The 15239-nt window shown below is 47.8% G+C and carries 16 protein-coding genes and 4 pseudogenes; all 20 read left to right on the top strand.

Annotated elements, in window-relative coordinates; all coding sequences use genetic code 11:
• The first annotated feature begins 136 nt into the window (after positions 1-136).
• On the top strand, positions 137-1186 hold the full coding sequence (gene rsmH / locus RQN30_RS02605; RefSeq protein WP_353061139.1) for a 16S rRNA (cytosine(1402)-N(4))-methyltransferase RsmH: 1050 nt from the start codon (positions 137-139) through the stop codon (positions 1184-1186).
• Positions 1183-1584, top strand: coding sequence for a cell division protein FtsL (ftsL, locus tag RQN30_RS02600; protein ID WP_353061138.1), 402 nt, complete (start codon positions 1183-1185; stop codon positions 1582-1584). The genes rsmH and ftsL overlap by 4 nt, the downstream gene beginning before the upstream one ends.
• Before the next feature lie 22 nt (positions 1585-1606).
• Positions 1607-2116: a hypothetical protein gene (locus RQN30_RS02595; RefSeq protein WP_353061137.1), complete on the top strand. Its 510-nt coding sequence runs from the start codon at positions 1607-1609 to the stop codon at positions 2114-2116.
• A complete protein-coding gene (locus RQN30_RS02590) occupies positions 2065-2799 on the top strand; it encodes a penicillin-binding transpeptidase domain-containing protein (RefSeq protein ID WP_353061136.1) in 735 nt (244 codons plus the stop codon). The genes RQN30_RS02595 and RQN30_RS02590 overlap by 52 nt, the downstream gene beginning before the upstream one ends.
• Entirely contained in the window at positions 2748-3434 is a 687-nt protein-coding gene (locus tag RQN30_RS02585) for a penicillin-binding transpeptidase domain-containing protein (RefSeq protein ID WP_353061743.1), read from the top strand. The genes RQN30_RS02590 and RQN30_RS02585 overlap by 52 nt, the downstream gene beginning before the upstream one ends.
• A 148-nt stretch (positions 3435-3582) precedes the next feature.
• Complete coding sequence (locus tag RQN30_RS02580; protein WP_353061135.1) at positions 3583-5031, top strand: UDP-N-acetylmuramoyl-tripeptide--D-alanyl-D-alanine ligase; 1449 nt, start codon at positions 3583-3585, stop codon at positions 5029-5031.
• Positions 5028-6112, top strand: a pseudogene (mraY, locus tag RQN30_RS02575) (phospho-N-acetylmuramoyl-pentapeptide-transferase). The gene RQN30_RS02580 and the pseudogene mraY overlap by 4 nt, the downstream one beginning before the upstream one ends.
• Positions 6094-7308 (top strand): annotated as a pseudogene (gene murD, locus RQN30_RS02570) (UDP-N-acetylmuramoyl-L-alanine--D-glutamate ligase); the annotation flags it as partial. The pseudogenes mraY and murD, both read left to right, overlap by 19 nt.
• Positions 7260-7445, top strand: a pseudogene (locus RQN30_RS12460) (UDP-N-acetylmuramoyl-L-alanine--D-glutamate ligase); the annotation flags it as partial. The pseudogenes murD and RQN30_RS12460, both read left to right, overlap by 49 nt.
• A gap of 18 nt (positions 7446-7463) precedes the next feature.
• The gene (locus tag RQN30_RS02565; RefSeq protein WP_353061133.1) at positions 7464-7643 is read left to right on the top strand and encodes a hypothetical protein; all 180 of its coding nucleotides are present in this window, start codon (positions 7464-7466) and stop codon (positions 7641-7643) included.
• Between the two features lies 1 nt (position 7644).
• Positions 7645-8907, top strand: a complete 1263-nt coding sequence (locus RQN30_RS02560) for an FtsW/RodA/SpoVE family cell cycle protein (RefSeq protein ID WP_353061132.1) — start codon at positions 7645-7647, stop codon at positions 8905-8907.
• 78 nt (positions 8908-8985) lie between these two features.
• Positions 8986-9356: pseudogene (locus RQN30_RS02555) on the top strand (UDP-N-acetylglucosamine--N-acetylmuramyl-(pentapeptide) pyrophosphoryl-undecaprenol N-acetylglucosamine transferase).
• Positions 9357-9361: 5 nt separating this feature from the next.
• Complete coding sequence (locus RQN30_RS02550) at positions 9362-10102, top strand: glycosyltransferase (protein WP_353061131.1); 741 nt, start codon at positions 9362-9364, stop codon at positions 10100-10102.
• Between the two features lie 114 nt (positions 10103-10216).
• Positions 10217-11602, top strand: a complete 1386-nt coding sequence (murC, locus tag RQN30_RS02545; protein ID WP_353061130.1) for a UDP-N-acetylmuramate--L-alanine ligase — start codon at positions 10217-10219, stop codon at positions 11600-11602.
• Complete coding sequence (locus tag RQN30_RS02540) at positions 11603-11878, top strand: hypothetical protein (protein WP_353061129.1); 276 nt, start codon at positions 11603-11605, stop codon at positions 11876-11878.
• Positions 11875-12129 (top strand): hypothetical protein, encoded by a 255-nt coding sequence (locus RQN30_RS02535; protein ID WP_353061128.1) that lies wholly within the window; start codon positions 11875-11877, stop codon positions 12127-12129. Before RQN30_RS02540 ends, RQN30_RS02535 begins: the two co-directional genes overlap by 4 nt.
• 191 nt (positions 12130-12320) lie before the next feature.
• The gene (locus RQN30_RS02530; protein ID WP_353061127.1) at positions 12321-12500 is read left to right on the top strand and encodes a hypothetical protein; all 180 of its coding nucleotides are present in this window, start codon (positions 12321-12323) and stop codon (positions 12498-12500) included.
• A gap of 2 nt (positions 12501-12502) precedes the next feature.
• A complete protein-coding gene (locus RQN30_RS02525; protein WP_353061126.1) occupies positions 12503-12898 on the top strand; it encodes a cell division protein FtsQ/DivIB in 396 nt (131 codons plus the stop codon).
• A gap of 290 nt (positions 12899-13188) precedes the next feature.
• Positions 13189-14442, top strand: coding sequence for a cell division protein FtsZ (gene ftsZ, locus RQN30_RS02520; RefSeq protein ID WP_353061125.1), 1254 nt, complete (start codon positions 13189-13191; stop codon positions 14440-14442).
• A gap of 239 nt (positions 14443-14681) precedes the next feature.
• On the top strand, positions 14682-15104 hold the full coding sequence (locus RQN30_RS02515; protein WP_353061124.1) for a cell division protein SepF: 423 nt from the start codon (positions 14682-14684) through the stop codon (positions 15102-15104).
• Positions 15105-15239 lie beyond the last annotated feature (135 nt).

The following is a 15239-nucleotide window of genomic DNA, read 5'->3' as shown; positions in this document are numbered from 1 at the left end:
GGTGATTCCCCGACTGCAAGTCAGCGGCGGAGAACAGGCGTACTGATTGCGGATAATTTGTAATCTTCAGCCAGTGAAGCTAGTTCAGACTTGCGTTTACAGCTTTTGTTATCAGTGCGTTCACGAAAGGTGAAAAATGCAGAATCCACAGGTCTCGGCAGCAAATAATGCGTTGCATTTACCTGTGCTTTTGCGTACCTGCGTGGAGCTGCTTTCTCCGGCGATTTCCAGCCCAGAATCACTATTGATTGACTGTACTCTCGGAATGGGCGGGCATACTGAAGCAATCTTAAAAAGCAATCCGAATGTGCAGGTAATTGGAATTGATCGCGACGGTGAAGCAATCCGGCTTGCTGCTTCCCGTCTGGCAAAATTTGGTGATCGGTTCCGTGCCGTCCAGACTACTTATGATCACGTTGATGAGGTTGCGGCTGAATTTGGTGCAAACCGCAAAGTAAACGCAATTTTAATGGATCTTGGGGTTTCATCATTACAGCTCGATACTGCAGGGCGCGGTTTTTCTTATGCGCATGACGCACCGCTCGATATGCGGATGGATGCGAGCAAAGGTATTAGTGCAAAGGAGCTTCTTGCAGCGGCTGGCCGTGATGAACTTGCACGAATTCTTCGTGTATATGGGGAAGAAAAATTTGCCGGAAAGATTGCGAATAAAATCGTTGCAGCCCGCGCAGTTAAACCATTAGAAACAACTGCTGAATTAGTTGCCTTAATTCGGGAATCACTTCCGGAAAAAGCGAAACGCACTGGCGGAAACCCGGCAAAACGAACTTTTCAAGCCCTGCGCATTGCGGTGAATAACGAGCTGGAAATTCTGGAAACAGCACTCCCGCGGGCAATTGAATCTTTGTCAATCGGCGGACGTCTTGTGGTTGAGTCATATCAATCGCTTGAAGATCGGATTGTGAAAGAAGCAATGAGTCAAGGGCTGAAATCTACTACGCCGCCGGGATTGCCGGTAGAGCTGGCAGATCACAAACCGTATCTAAAAGCCCTTGTCCGCGGATCAATAAAAGCCGATACAGCAGAGCTGGCTCAAAACTCGCGCTCGCAGTCGGTGCGGTTAAGAGCTGTTGAGAGAATCCGGCAAACACCGGCGCATGTACTGAAAAATCTCGAACCACTAATAGAATCCAACTTTCGCTTTCACAAAGGAGAGACCCGATGAGCGCAAATTCTTCCGTATTGGCCCGTCGTAATCCGGCTCGCGCCTCGCGTCCGATAATTTCCGCACCTGGTCTTTCAGTTGTGCCGAGTCCGCTTCCCTCGCGCGGTTACTTTCGTACAGCTATTTTGTGCGGTTTGATATTTGCTGGAGCGATTGCAGGTGCATTCGGCTTGAATACGGCAATGATTCAAGGTGCATTCGAGATTAAATCCGCAACTATTGAACTGAATGAAGTTAAATCTGGTCTTGAAACCTTACGTGAAGATGTGGCGCGGTTAGAGACTCCCGTAGTGCTTAATGAACGTGCGCAGAAATATCAAATGGTGCCGGCAACGCAAATTCGTTATGTTGATCTGGGAGACGGAACTGTGACTGGCGAGGCAAAGGCGCAAAAGTAATTACTTGTTTAGGAGTATTTGTGTGAGTACAGTTCTGAACAATCAGGGCAGCAGCGGGATACGGAAAGCGGATTCGATGCGTTTGGCGCGGGCTGCTACCAATAAACGTCTCCGGGCAGTTGTTGTTATTTTTCTTGCAATGGCCGTACTGATTGCAGGGCGTCTTACTGTGCTGCAAGTAGTGCAGGCGGATACGCTGGCGCAGACTGCGCATGATTTTCGTGCACGTAATTACAAACAGCAGGCGCTGCGCGGAAAAATAGTTGATAATACCGGCGCAGTACTTGCAAGTTCGGTTCCGCACTACAACCTGCGGGTAGATCAGAAAGCAATCCAGGATTTCAAAACTACTGATGCGAAAAATAATATTACCGGCACGGGGGCGGCAGCTGCCGCAAAAATCCTCGCTCCGGTGCTTGAGCGGGATGAAGCTGAACTTGCGGGTGAATTACTTGGCGGAAGCAAAAAAATCAGTTTAAAATGCTGCAGGCAGGTATTTCGGCAAAAGAAATGGAACAGATTAACCAGCTGAATATTCATGGAATTTTCGGCGAACGTTATATGGAACGAGTCTATCCAAACGGTTCGCTCGCCGGGGCGGTACTCGGTTTTGTCGGACGTACTGATAAAAGCGATCAGCTTGTCGGACGAGCTGGTATTGAGCAGCAGTTTGACAGTGTTCTTGCTGGCACTGACGGCTATCTGCAAGTGGAGGTCGGGCCGGACGGCACTATTTTTCCGAATGCGGAAAAAGTAGAAATTGCTCCGCAGGATGGGCGAATTGTAAAGCTTACTCTTGACCGTGATTTGCAGCAGGCAGCTGAGCAAATATTGAAAGAGCAGGTAGAAAAAATTGGAGCAGATTGGGGCAGTGCGGTTGTATTGGAAACCAATACCGGCAGGGTGCTGGCAATGGCTGATTCGCAATCTTATGATCCGGCAAAAGTCGCGCAGGAGAAGCCGAAGTCGTTTACTTCGAACTCTGTAGGATTAGTTCTTGAACCTGGTTCAACGGGTAAGGCAATTACGGTCGCTGCAGCAATTAATGAAGGTAAAGTAACTCCGTATAGCGCTTTTTTACTCCCTACCAGTTCACCACTCCCGATGGTGAGACTTTTAAAGATTATGCTCCGCATGCTGCTGAAAAGTCTACGCTTGCAGCCATTATTGCGCATTCTTATAACACTGGTACGGTGCAGATTGGAGCATTGCTGAGTAAAGAAGCGCGGTATAACTACCTGAAAGCTTTTGGAATCGGTGAGAAGACGGGCATAGAGCTGCCTTTTGAAGAGAAAGGTTTGCTTCGCGACTATCGGCAATGGGATCGCCGCACAAATTACACTACGATGTTCGGGCAGGGGTATGCAGTTACTCCGCTGCAGCTGGCTGTGGTTGCGAATATCTTTGGAAGCAGAGGCGTGAAGCATCCGCCATATATTGTTGACGGAATTTACGATGCCGACGGCAGCTACAAGCCGACTATTGCTCCGAAACCAACAGCGGTGATTGATCCGGAAACGGCAAAAACTGTAGTAAACGTGATGCATGAAACCACTAAAGACGGTGCGACTGGAAAAGCGGCGCGTGTTCCGAATTATAATGTTGCCGGCAAAACCGGTACGGCAGAAGTTATTAATAGTGCCGGCGGATTGGAAGCACTGAATGTGACTTATATTGGTTTAATCCCTGCAGAAAATCCGCGGATTGCAGTTGCAATCATGGCTCGGACGCACGGAAATAATGAGGGAGTTTCGGCAGCGTTTTCAAAGATTGCACAGTTCGCAATGCGTAAGATGGGAGTACCTCCATCAACCGAGCCGATGATTGACTATCCTTGGACTGGAAAATAATTTAGTAGGATGGGGCATATAATCAGTTGTTTCAGAATCAGGGAAACAAAATTTTCGAAGATTAAATAGTTTGCACCGATTCGTTTAATTAATTTGTGCAAGCGAACAATATTAAAAAATATGCAGAGGAAAGGCGTAAAAGTAGATTATGAATCTCTCGTTCGCTGAAGTTACGGCGGCCGTCGGCGGAAAAGCTGCAGCTGAGGATGTGCAGACTGCGTTTCTGCGATTCACTGGTGTGGCTATTGATAACCGCAAAATCGAGGGCGGTGAGTTGTTCGTTGCGATTGCAGGTGAGAACTCCGACGGAAACCGTTTTGCCAAAGCTGCACTTGACGCCGGTGCTGTTGCTGTTTTAACAAGTAATGCCCAGATTGCAATTGAAAACGGAGCTGCTCCAGAGCGGCTGATTGTAGTTGCAGATTCGGTGCTCGCATTGGGCAAGCTTGCGAAATATTGGTTGTCATATCTTCGGCAAAATTCGAAAGCTAACCTGAAAGTCATCGGAATAACCGGATCCGTTGGAAAGACGACAACAAAAGATCTTCTTGCCCGGATTTTAACTCATCGCGGGCCGGTAGTGGCTCCGCCAAATTCCTTTAACAATGAGATTGGTTTGCCTTTGACTGTGCTGCGGGCAAATTTGCAGACAGCTAATCTCATACTCGAAATGGGTGCGGATCGGGTTGGCAATATCGCTTATTTAACTGATATTGCCCCACTTGACGTTAGCACTGTACTGATTGTGGCAAAGGCGCATCTTGGATCTTTCGGCTCAATCGAAAATACGATTTGTGAAAAAGCGCAGATTATTGCCGGGACGCAATCTGATGGCGTGGCTGTGCTGAATGCTGATGATCCGAACGTAGTACAGATGGCGGCAACGGCTGAATGTAAAGTGGAATTCTTTTCGGTAAATTCTGCGCAAGCGGAAGAAGCCCGCAAGAACCAAGATGTATTTGCGGCTGCTTCTGAAATCGATGCTGCGAATGGATATCCGCAATTTACATTATTTCTTGGCGGACAGCATGAAAAGCTGGTTCTTGGTCTGGCCGGAAAACACAATATTGCGAATGCGGTTGCAGCCGCAGCAATTGCGCGGATTCTCGGGGTAAGTTTTGCTGATATTATTCGTGAAATCGCAAATTCAAAGCCAGGCAGCCCGCATCGAATGGATGTGCGTGAAATTGGGAAAATATTAGTAATTGATGATGCATACAACGCTAATCCGACTTCAATGCGTGCTGGAATCGCTGCACTTGGATTGCTCGGTGTAAAATATGCACGCCGGATTGCGGTGCTTGGGCAGATGCTGGAGCTTGGTCCAGATAGCGAAAAGGAACACCAGGAATTGCTCAGTGCTTTGCTCCAAGCGGATGTTTCAGAGCTTTACTTGGTGGGCAAAGGCGCTTTTGCGCTCACCGCTTTTGCCAGAGAAGCCGGAATAAAGGTAGTAGAGTATTTAACTGTGGAACCGCTTATTGCTGAGCTGAATCAGGTTCTGCAGCCAGATTCTGCAGTTCTCTTTAAGGGGTCTAACGGCACGAAAATCTGGCAGGCAGCAGACAGTGTTTTCTCCAAGGGGTTCAATAGATGATTTCAGTAATTGTTGCAGCAGCAGTAGCACTCTTTGTTACGCTTTTTCTGACCCCAGTTTTTATTAAGCTTCTCGAGCGCCGGCAGTATGGTCAATTTATCCGTGAGGATGGTCCGACTTCGCATTTAGTAAAACGCGGAACTCCGACAATGGGCGGTGTAATTATTATTGGCGCTGCCGTGCTTGGTTTTTGTGCGGAAATATTGCGACGCTGCGCGCTCCAAGCATTTCCGGATGGTTGATTATTTTCTTACTTTCCGGTTTGGGATTAATCGGATTTCTTGACGACTTTACGAAAATTAGTAAAGAGCGCTCACTTGGTTTAAGTCCGCGCGCAAAAATGCTTGGGCAAGGACTTGTTGGGATTCTATTTGCAGTCGGATCCCTGCAATTTGCCAATAAGCACGGTCAGACACCGGCGACGCTCAATATCTCGATTGTTCGTGATACCCCAATCACACTTGGTTTCGCTGGTGTTGCAATCGGCATTATTCTATTCATCTTCTGGACCAATTTTTTGATTACTGCATGGTCGAATGCGGTCAACTTAACCGACGGTTTAGACGGATTAGCTGCAGGTGCTTCCGCAATTGCGTTTGGATCCTATGCGGTGATTAATATTTGGCAGTCTTATCAACGCTGCGGTTCGGCCTTACAACTCCTCCCAGGCTGTTATGATGCACGAGATCCGCGCGATTTAGCAATATTCTGCGCGGCAATCGTCGGTGCTTGCCTCGGATTTATCTGGCATAACACGTCTCCTGCGAAGATTTTCATGGGAGATACCGGATCTCTTGCGTTAGGCGGCGCATTTGCCGGAGTTTCGATTCTGAGCCAGACTGAAATTCTTGCAATTTTCATTGGCGGGCTTTTCGTGATTATTGTTATCTCTGATGTGATTCAGATTGGTTTCTTTAAGGCTACCGGAAAGCGAGTTTTCCGGATGGCTCCGCTGCATCATCACTTCGAGCTGAAAGGTTGGAAAGAAGTGACGATTGTAGTTCGTTTTTGGCTGATTCAAATTTTTCTCGCAGCAATCGGAATTGGTCTTTTCTATGCAGAATGGTTGTTATATCAATGAGATATGTAATTCCTGGAAGTAGTGCTTTCGCAGACAAACGTATCGCTGTGCTTGGTCTTGGCGTGTCTGGAAAAGCTTGTGTTACGGCTCTTACTTCGGTAACGCAAGCCGTCGTAAGCGTGTGGGATGCGAAAGAAACCGCAATCAATCCATACCTTGATGATGTACGTGTTGATTTGGCTATTTCCGCTGCCAAACCGGAAATTTTAATGCAAATGCTGCTTGACTGGCAGCCGGATATTGTGATTATTGCGCCGGGATTCCCGCAAATGGGGTATGAATGGACTGTGCTTCGGGAAGCTGGCGTACCAGTATGGTCGGAAATTGAATTAGCATGGCATCTGCGTGCTGCGGATGAACAGAATACCGTCGCTCCGTGGCTTTGTGTGACTGGAACAAACGGTAAGACAACTACAGTTTCAATACTCGCAAAAATTTTAGCGGCTGCCGGATGCGGGACAGTGGCGACGGGAAATATTGGAAAACCATTAATTACAGAAGTGATTCGCACTGATGAAAATGCTCCGCAAGCATTTGCGATTGAACTTTCATCCTTTCAGCTCGCTGCCACTTACTCAATGGCTCCGACTGCTGCAGTATGTCTCAATATTGATGATGATCACTTGGAGTGGCATGGAAACCGTGCGGAATATTGGGCGGCAAAGGCAAAGATCTATGAACATGTACAGACTGCGTGTCTCTACCCGGTAGGTGACCGCGAAGTACAGCGAATGGTTGACGAAGCTGATGTCCAAGAAGGCGCACGGGCGATTGGTCTGAACATCGGGACGCCTAGCGTTGGAGAATTCGGTTTGGTCGAAGATATTATTGTGGATCGGGCTTTTCACAAAAACCGTTTTTCTGCGGCACAAGAGGTATTTACTGTTGCCGACATTGCGCATCTTGCGCCGCGGGAAAGCTCGTTACCGCTGCATTTATTGAAAGACGCAATCGCTGCAGCAGCTCTTGCACGGGCGGTAGGTGTGGCGCCGCAGTTTATTCGCTCCGCATTGCGGGATTTTACGTCCGGAAAACACCGAATTGAGTTTGTCGGCAGCTATGCCGGAATGAATTGGATTGATGATTCGAAAGCAACAAATGCGCATGCGGCAAAGTCTTCAATACTTGCGCAGGAAAAAACAATACAATTTGGATTGTCGGCGGGCTTGCGAAAGGGGCAAGATTTGAAAAGCTTGCCGCGGCAGTCAAAGACCGAATCCATCATGCCATTGTTATTGGGACCGACCAAACGCCATGGATTGATGCTTTTGAACAAAGCAAGATTCGCTATAGTCTGATTGACAGTGAATCTGCAAACCCGATGCACGAAGCTGTAAAAAGAGCTGCGGAGGTGGCGAAATCCGGTGCCGTGGTGCTTCTTGCTCCGGCATGTGCGTCATTCGATCAATTTTCTTCCTACGCTGACCGCGGTTTGAAATTTCAAGACGCTGCCCGATTGACTGCAGCAGACGGCGCTTTGGAATTTGTGAATACTGACAGGAAAAATGTGCAGAGCACAGCGGGTGAATAATATGCGTGAGCAAGATTTTCATCATTTCAAAAACCGTATCGGCGATTCTTGGCAGCGGCGGGAACAGAAGCAGTTTCCGGTTTTTGCAAGCCTGTCTGAGGAGCGATTCCCGCGTGCGGCGGAAATGGATCAGGTGCAGCCGACACGCCGTGATGCAGTAAATAGCGCCCTGATTTTAATGCTTGCGTGTACATCTATTTTGCTTGCACTTGGTATTTTGATGGTATTTTCGGCAACCTCCGCTGCGTCAATCCGTGCGCTGGATATTCACGGCAGCAGCGTGCCGTTATTTTCGGTGGCAATTAGGCATTTGATATTTGCGATTGCCGGGATTTTATTTGCACTGGTGCTTTCACGCTTCGAATATGTGGCTCTTGAACGGCTCTCATATTGGTTCTTCGGGCTGGGACTGCTGCTGCAGTTTGCGGTAATTATTGCCGGTAAGGAAGTTGCAGGTAACCGGAACTGGATCGGAATTGGTGCAGTACAAATTCAGCCTTCCGAGTTTTTGAAATTAGCGATGATTGTTTGGCTTGCGCACATGTTTGCGTTAATTTCCGGGCGTGAAAGCCGCGATTTTCGGTCCTTTTTTCCAGCAATCACCGGAATAATATTCGCTGTCGGTACAGTTATTTTACCGGGAGATATGGGTACTGCGCTGATTATGCTGATGATTGGTGCGGGTTTGGCTTGGCTTGCTGGATTAGGAGCAGCTGTTTTTGGGATCGGCGCATTATTTGCGACGGTACTTGCCGGAATTTTTGTTGCGATTGCACCTTCGCGTCTCGCCCGTGTCGCATCGTACCTAAATAACCTCTGGAATCTTCCCGATACGCATGCGCCAACACAATCTGATTTTGCACAATTTGCTTTCGGCAGCGGCGGGATAACTGGTCTTGGTGTGGGAGCTGGTAAAGAAAAGTGGCTTTCCTTAAGTGAAGCACACACAGACTTTATTTTTGCCGTCATCGGTGAAGAGATTGGTTTTATTGGGACGATGATTGTGCTGCTGCTTTTCCTCGCCTTAGCGTGGAGCTTTCTGCAGCTTACATTGAATATCCCATCTCGTTTCGGACAGCTGCTGACTGCTGGAGCTGGATTGTGGATTTGCGGCCAGGCTTTTCTAAACATGATGGTGGTGGTTGGGCTGCTTCCGGTATTTGGTGTGCCGCTGCCTTTTATCTCGCAAGGCGGTTCAGCGATTATGGCAAACTTGATGATGATTGGCGTGGTAGTAAGTGCAGCCCGCGGAGTGCCGGGGTAAAGAGAATTTTCAGATCAGCCCGCGTCTCGTATCACGTTCCAAGGCACTCCTGAAAACTACCGAAGAATAAGGATAATTATGAATGTAAACTACACACAGCATCGTTCAATTGTATTAGCCGGCGGCGGGACGGCCGGGCATGTGAATCCGCTTCTTGCAACAGCAGATGCGATTTCTCGGAATGATTCAGCAGCTGCGGTGACAATAGTCGGTACAGAAAAGGTTTGGAACAAGAACTTGTTCCGGCTGCAGGATTCGAGCTGCGTACTATTGAGCGGGTCCCGTTTCCGCGCCGCCCAAACATGGCGGCATTGAAATTTTTCTTCCGATTTCGGAAAGCAGTAAAACAAGCCGGTGAGATTCTTGCGCAGGTTCAAGCAGATACTGTTGTTGGTTTTGGAGGTTATGTTTCCACACCAGTTTATGCAGCAGCAAAAAACGGAATCTGAAAATCGTGGTGCACGAGGGTAATGCGCTTCCAGGTATGGCAAACAAATTCGGGGCGCGGATGGCAAATACCGTCGCGCTTTCTTTCAAAAATACTCCATTGCGGGCAAAGCACGGAGAGACGGTTGTGACAGGTCTGCCGCTGCGCAAACAGATCAGCGAGCTTGCCCTTATGAAAAAGAATCCGCAAATCCGGAACCAAAATGCGCAAAAGTATGGTTTAGATTCGGATCTGCCGATTCTGGTAGTTACCGGCGGTTCGCTTGGCGCGCAGCACATTAATGAAGTGGTTGCACAATGTGCTCAGGAAATTCTCGATTCTGGTTTTCAGGTGCTGCACATTTGCGGAAAGGGCAAAATTGATGAAGTTCAAGCACAGACAGCGCAGGTGCGGGGAACGTATCAAGTGCTTGAGTACGCTGCAAATATCGATGAAATTTATTCATTCGCAGATTTGGTGATTACCCGTGCAGGTGCAGGTATGGTCTGCGAAGTTTCTGCATTAGGGATTCCGGCTGTGTTTGTGCCGCTGGCGGTTGGCAATGGCGAGCAGGCGCTAAATGCAAAAGATTTGGTTGAAGCCGGCGGGGCAATTCTGATTCCAGACAACGAGTTCAATACTGATGTTTTGCGGGAAAAAGTGCTTCCGCTGTTAGCTTTGGAAAAGTTAACAGCGATGGCGTCGAAAGCGCGTGCAGCGGCACGAATCGATGCAGCAGCTCAACTTGCTGCGGTTATTTTGCAGTAGCATTATTCTTTTATCCGAAGCCAGTTTTGATTCTTGCCGGTAAAGTATTTTCTTCCGGCTGCGGTTAATGATTATTTCGGCAGTTTACTAACTATTTTATGGAGAAGTATTGAGATGAAGTTTCATTTGATTGGAATCGGCGGAGCTGGGATGTCAGTGGTAGCCGAACTGTTGTTTGCTGAAGGGCACCAGATTACCGGATCTGATCGCAGCAGCTCCGAATACACTGCGCATCTTTCTGCTCTCGGAATTAAAACATATCTCGGACATGCAGCAGAAAATGTTCCAGCTGATTCGGTAATTGTGTATTCGTCGGCAATCAAACCAGATAATCCGGAATTGCTGATTGCCCAGGAGCGGGGACAAAAAATTATTCACCGTTCACAAGCGCTTACATTAGCATCTGGTACGAAAGATTTTATTGCCGTCGCTGGTGCTCACGGAAAGACTTCCGCCAGTGCGATGATTGCGGTGGCGTTTGATTATTTGGGTCTTGATCCGTCGCGCGCAATTGGCGGAGGGCTTGCAGACGGATCTTCAGGCGGACACTTTGGTAATGGGAAAATGATTGTGGCAGAGGCGGATGAATCCGACGGTTCATTCTTGAATTATCGTCCGCGGATCGCTTTGGTCACTAATGTGGAACCCGACCACCTGGATCATTATGGGAGCAAAGAAAATTTTATGCAGGCATTCTTGGATTTTGCACACTGTATAATTCCCGGAGGGCTGCTGATTTGCTGTGCTGATCATCCTGGTTCGCTGCTTCTCGCTGAAAATGCAGCAAATGCGGGGATTCGTGTGCATACTTACGGCACTGGTGAGAAACCGGACTTTAGTGAATGCCATGCGAAACTGACGCATTCCGCTGCGAACCGCAGTTCCGAAAACTGCGGTGACGTTGAGATTATTGGGGAGCAGCAAAATCAGAAAATAAAACTTTCATTGCAGGTTCCAGGAAAACATATGCTTTTAAATAGCGTTGGCGCACTGCTTGCGGGGATTGAATCGGGGGCAGACGGAGAAAATATGGCCAAAGGACTGGCAGAATTCCGCGGCACTGCACGCCGTTTTGAAGTACGTGCAGCAGTGGATGGAATTACCGTAATTGACGACTATGCGCATCATCCAACCGAAGTTTTCGCTGCGCTTACTACAGCAAAGGAACTTTGCGCAGGAAAAGTTCATGTGCTTTTCCAGCCGCACCTCTATTCGCGGACGACGAATTTTAAACGCGAATTTGCGCAGGCACTTTCACTTGCTGACCGCGTGATAATTACTTCGGCATATGCTGCACGTGAGACGCCTGATGACGGTGATGATGGTGACGTGATTGCCGAACTCCTGCCAGGTTCATTATTCATTGCGGATATGGAAGAGTCTGCTCAGAAAATTGTGCAGGGAACTCATTGCGGTGATTTTATCATTACTATGGGCGCAGGTGATGTGACAAAACTTGGAACTATTATCGCGCAAGAACTTGAGCGAGGAGCATACTGAATGCGCGAACCCAAGCAGCCGCGAAAACCTCATCCGCGCAGATTAGAGCAGTCGGTTGAGATAAGCCCGGAAGAATTTTCCGCCGGAGGTGAGATTTCTGCACGGCGATTTTTTCCGCACTCTGAAGATTCTGTGCCGACGGCAGAGTTTTCGGGCAGTCAACGGAGTCTGAAAGCTGATGAATCTGCTGCGTTAACTGCAGGAACTGCTGATTTAGCAGCTGATTCGGATCAGCCGAAACCGGGACATACTTTTTGGCGAAGCTTCGGGCGGTGAATCCACGCAAATTCGGTAAATCTGAAGCTGCGGAAAATAAGCCAATTTCGGGTGAATCTGATTCTTTGGAAGCATCCCCAACTGCAGTTGCTTCACAGCTGACAAATGAAATGCAGCAGCTCGCAGATAATGCCAATGATTCCCGGCTTGCTGGTTTCCGCGGTGCAAAACTGAAAAATGGGTTAGTGAGCTTCATACAAAAAAGATTCTCACCCGGAAACCAGAATTTAATAAATCTCACCGCGCTTTAAAAAAGCAAAAATACCGTGAGACAGCAGGAGAATCAGCAATTTCACTTGCGGCGCGTCTTGCAGAGAAGAAAAGTGAACGGCGCCGGGTTGTATTACGGCGTTATGCGATTGGGGCGGGAGTTATCGCTGCGCTTTGCGGACTTGTTTGGCTGATTCTTTTTGCTCCATTCGCCCGTTTTAATGCAGCGAAAGTGAATATTACGGGAACTCAGGCACCGTCGATTATTAGTGAATCACAGGTTAAAAAAGTGCTTGCAAAATATGATGGCGAACCATTGCTGTTTTTACGCCATTCTGGTTTGCCGGCAGAAATTTCGCAGATTCCGGAAGTGGCTGCAGCAAACCTTGAAATTTCATTTTTGCTCCGGTAAACGTGGTTTTACAGCCCGCAAAACCAATTTTCTGTGTTCCCCAGGGAGATACCTGCACGGCGCTGAATTTTCGCGGACAAGTCATGAAAGCTGATCCGAAAGATCTTACCGAAATAGTGCGGTTGGGTGCGATTCCAGCGGGAAAGAAACAAGAAAAGGTTGTAGAGCTGACACTCGCCCTGCTGAAAGCGATTGATGCTGAGGTAAAAAATCAGATTGCGCAGGTGGATTATAGTGCTTCTGGGCAATTCATGTTTCATTTAAAAAACGGTATTACTGTAAACTGGGGCATTTCCGAGAAAAATGAGATGAAAGCCAAAATTCTCAAGGTGCTGATGATGGAAAAAGACAAGAAACATTTTGATATCTCAATGCCTGAGGCACCAGTTGCGAGTTGAAATCGTTATCTGCTGCACGCTGCTGCAGATTTTCCGGATATAAGCTTATCTGCTGCCTGATTTCCGGTGGAAATAGTGCTGCGGAATCATATTTTCGAAGTGTGTTTGCGGTATTCGCACCAAATTATTTTTCTGAAAATTCTGAAAATTAATTTTACTTGCGAAGATTTTTTCAACACGCCGTCGAAATCCTCGAAATTTAGCTCAATACACATTACCTTTTGCCCGAGATTAAAGCCGAAAAACTTCAAGTTCTGCTTGAGGTTTTTGAAAATTAAAAGGGTAGTTTTATGGAAGCTTTCAATAATGCAGCTGACATTAAGGTAATTGGAGTTGGCGGCGGCGGTGTTAATGCTGTCGATCGAATGATTGAAGATGGTCTTGCCGGTGTGGAATTCATTGCAGTGAATACTGATAACCAGTCGCTTGCAAAGTCTGAAGCTGATACGAAACTTGATATTGGTCGGGATGTGTCGAATGGTCTCGGAGCAGGTGCTGACCCGACGGTCGGCCGTCGTGCTGCGGAAGAAAACCTCGAATTGATTCGAGATGCAATCGGCGCAGCAGATATGGTTTTTGTAACAGCAGGTGAAGGCGGCGGCACTGGTACGGGAGCAGCTCCGGTAGTTGCAAGAATTGCCCGCGAATCTGGTGCGTTAACTGTCGGTGTGGTCACACGTCCGTTTGGTTTCGAAGGTCCGCAGCGAACCCGCAATGCAAATTCTGGTATCGCAGAACTTCGTGCAGCAGTTGATACACTCATTGTGATTCCAAATGATCGGTTACTTGAAATTTCAAATGCGGAACTAGGCGTAATTGAAGCCTTTCGGATGGCCGATGAAGTGCTTCATTCCGGAGTGAAAGGCATTTCCGATTTAATTACGAAGCCGGGAGAAGTAAATCTCGATTTCGCTGATGTGAAAGCGATTATGAAAGACGCCGGTACCGCGCTAATGGGTATCGGGACGGCAACAGGTCCGGAACGTTCACTGAAAGCGACCGAGAATGCGATTTCTTCGCCGCTGTTGGAAGCACGGATTAATGGGGCGCACGGTGTATTGCTTGCATTTACTGCTTCCACCGATTTGAGTTTGCGCGAGTTTGCAGAAGCCTCCCAGATGGTGAAAGAAGCTGTCGATCCGAATGCAAATATTATTGTCGGTTTGGTTATTGATGAATCTCTTGGCGACGAATTGCGGGTAACAGTGATTGCAGCTGGCTTTGACGAATCTGAAGATTATCTTGCTCCGGAAGATGCAAAACATTCAATGCCGGCTGTACCAGCTGCAGCAAACACACATGGAACAATCCCGACATTAGATGAATCTGATTTAGCTGGAGGAGTGCCGGAACGTGTTGCAGCACGGCCAATAGTAAATGGTTCCGTCGCTACTCCGGTAGCTCCATATGCGAAAAATATTGAAACGGAAGCAGCTGCTGAATACCCGGCGCACAGCGAGCGGCGGTATGAGAAACCGGCTCGTCCGTCGATTGATATTCCAGATTTTTGCTTTCTTATGAGGAATGAACCTGTTGCGAAATAGAAAACAAGTTTATTTCTCCGAAGGATAGAATCTGCCGAATTTGATATCTGCGGCTCTGATTTTCAGTTGCTGAGCTAATCAGAGCCGCGGGTCTTCGGATTTTGATAATCCGTAACTGTGAATTTCAGTTCCGGATTTACGTGACTTGTGTTCAGAGAAAATAAGACACACCAAGAAAATCACTCTACAAATACCAAACCTTCGCTAGCGTGGTAGAAGCAATAAATTAAGGAGTTCTTATGGGTTTTCTAGACCGCTTGAACCAGAAAGCAGCAGCTTTCGAAGACGAATATGAATATGACGAGTCTGAGTTTGACGGCTACACTGAGAATCAAGAGATTGCGGAATATGAAGAAGCGCCGGTCGGTCAGCTGCATTCAGTAGCTGCCGCGGAAATTTCGCGTATTGTCACATTGTGGGTCGGATCTTACCGTGATATTCGTGATTTCGCTGAAGAATTCCGTTCGGGTACACCAGTGATTCTGAATCTGAGTGAAGCAGATAATGTTGAGCGGGCACGAATTGTTGATTTCGCACTTGGGTTATGTTTCGGGCTTGAGGGTGCATTTTCACGGATTTCTGAAGACGTGTTTTTGCTCACTCCGCATCATGTGAAGCTTGAATCGCAGGGAAAGGATACGGATCACGATTTCACCCGCTGATTAATTCTGCTGCTGCGGAGTACTAGTTTTTACTTCGCGAATTTGCGGTATTTTCTGCATTAATCTGTGGTATCTATGGTATCTGTGTGTTTGCAGCAGCTGCGGTTCGGCTTGCGAAAGCGCTATTGCGCTGCG

This window comes from Arcanobacterium hippocoleae (assembly GCF_040360365.1).
GTDB lineage: Bacteria > Actinomycetota > Actinomycetes > Actinomycetales > Actinomycetaceae > Arcanobacterium_A > Arcanobacterium_A hippocoleae_A.
This window is presented reverse-complemented; position numbering and strand designations above follow the sequence as displayed.